Source organism: Helicobacter didelphidarum (assembly GCF_003364195.1).
Taxonomy (GTDB): domain Bacteria; phylum Campylobacterota; class Campylobacteria; order Campylobacterales; family Helicobacteraceae; genus Helicobacter_A; species Helicobacter_A didelphidarum.
The window spans coordinates 1-2,155 of record NZ_NXLQ01000098.1; the positions used below are offsets into that span (position 1 = coordinate 1).

General features: G+C 34.2%; 2 protein-coding genes and 1 pseudogene. All 3 read left to right on the plus strand.

The features are described 5' to 3' along the window. Positions 1-826: pseudogene (locus CQA53_RS12685) on the plus strand (hypothetical protein); the annotation flags it as partial. 72 nt (positions 827-898) lie between these two features. Beyond that, on the plus strand, positions 899-1,897 hold the full coding sequence (locus tag CQA53_RS11010; protein ID WP_115543975.1) for a hypothetical protein: 999 nt from the start codon (positions 899-901) through the stop codon (positions 1,895-1,897). A gap of 15 nt (positions 1,898-1,912) precedes the next feature. After that, positions 1,913-2,155, plus strand: a 243-nt coding sequence (locus CQA53_RS11015) for a hypothetical protein (RefSeq protein ID WP_147290048.1), incomplete at its 3' end; no start/stop codon positions are given.

Below are 2,155 nucleotides of genomic sequence, written 5' to 3' on the forward strand. Positions count from 1 at the left end.
TATAACCCCACATTCATTAGGATTATTAAGAGAAGAAGCACTAGAGTGCTATAATCACGCCTTAGAATGTGTCGTATGGGAAGCCATAGATGAGGAAGCGCAGAGTTTGCAAAAAAGTTGCTTTGCTGCCGAACTCTATCTCGCCGCTGCAATTAAATATCAAAGTCCCTTAGCATTTTATCTTGCTGCACAGAATTATGCACCAAGTGGGAGAACAAACGAATCATTAAGATATGCCCTTATCCCTTATAATGCCTCTCTTCGTTGTGCTATTGCTTTAGGCAATACAGAAGCTCTTGATACATTGATAAGCAACTACGAAAATGGCACTAGAATGATGAGACAATCTCCATTGCAAGTTAATCTCTTAGAATCTTATAAGAAAAAAAGAGCTAAAGACTTAATCAATGGACTTGACCCTTACTTTGATGAGAAATTTAGCCCTGAACTTATTATTGATTTGGGAGGCTACACTGTATCTATGGCTTATGGCGGGACAATAGTGTATCCGGGTATCTCTCGTCTCATCAAAGGAGAGAATTACTATAACATTACTATAAAAGACCCAAGAGATAAAGATTCTACCCCACAAAGTATAAAAGAGTATTATTTGAAGGTATGGGAAATGTTGGTGGCAGTAGGCAATGACTTAATAATATTTAAAAATATTAGTGTTAGACAGATTCTCGCCTACAAAATCTACTCCAATCTCACCTATGGACTTCCCTCTGCTCGTCCTTATATATTCCCCAAAGAAGTGCTAGATATAGAGATAGATTTTAACAAAGGCTTAGAAGGCTATGGTAAAGATAGAGATGAAGGGTGATGAGCTTTGAAAGTTATTTTACTATAATATTATATTTATTCCATCTTCATAAACCAACACAAAGGACACATAATGAATAAAACAAAATCTCTTAATTTCCAAAGGCAAGAAGCCCTTAGTCGTAGAGAAGCCCTAAAGAAGCTTAAAAGTTTCAGCCTTGTAAGTCTAACAGGAGGTTTGTATGGAAGTTTAAGCTTGTCATATCTCTGGAATCATCATAAAGATTCTAGTATAGATTCTAATACCTTAGGATTATCTCAAGATTCTACTAGAGCAGATTCTATCATCGTGAGTGATGGAATAACAAAGCAATCCACAAATACAGAATCTAAGCCCCATTCTATGCTATATCCCCACACTATGCTACTACTTAGCTCATATTTGACATATAGCTTACCACGTCTATTTGCACTCCTACACTCAAATACGCCTTTTATGATATTACTAGATTCTATGCACACTCCATTACTAGAGGCACTACAAGGTGTAAAAGATAACATACATAGTATCAATGAAAAATACGCACATAAAGATGTAGAATCTAATCTAGATTCTCTTATGCAATCATTGCAACACCATAATGGATTATTTTATATCCACAACCCAAGTGTAGGAGCATACACAAAGAATGAGGATACATCTTTGCAAACACTTACTCAAACCTTAAGAAATCTCATGAATGATAAAGTGGATATAGATAAAATTGGAGAAAAAGCAGGTCAAATCGTCAAAGAAGCTTACGCTAAATTATGGTTCTATCTTGATATGGGAGAAAATAAGCAATTAGAATCTTATTTACGCAATGAAGTGCAAGTTAATCCCAAATACTACACACCAAAAAATATTACAGCATCGAATAACACTCAAGTCTTTAGTAAGGATTTCTTGAATACTATAAAACAATTTGCAGAATGGAATTATAGAGCAATGAACTATACAACAAATCTACAAAAACAAATGTCCTTATATAGTAAAGTATCCCTAAAACACAAACAATTTAAAAATATTATAGCAGGCAATCTCATCTATGATAAAGAATATATCCCCACAACCATAGATGTGAAAGATTAAGGAAAGGAAAATTATATGAAAGGTGTAATATTCAAATATCTGGAAGTAAATATTTGGAAAAACATGAGAGATGAATACAAAAGTCAGTCTGCTATGAAACCAGAAGAAGTAAAAATGAAAAAGCTTAACTTTATCCTCTCCACCCTCAAATCCTATCGCCCTTCTCCCAATGGCAATGGTATCAAATGGAGTAAAGAAGAAAAAGAAGCTTTTATAAAGCTAAGCTATAAAGAACAAAGAAAAATGATAGTAAGAAAG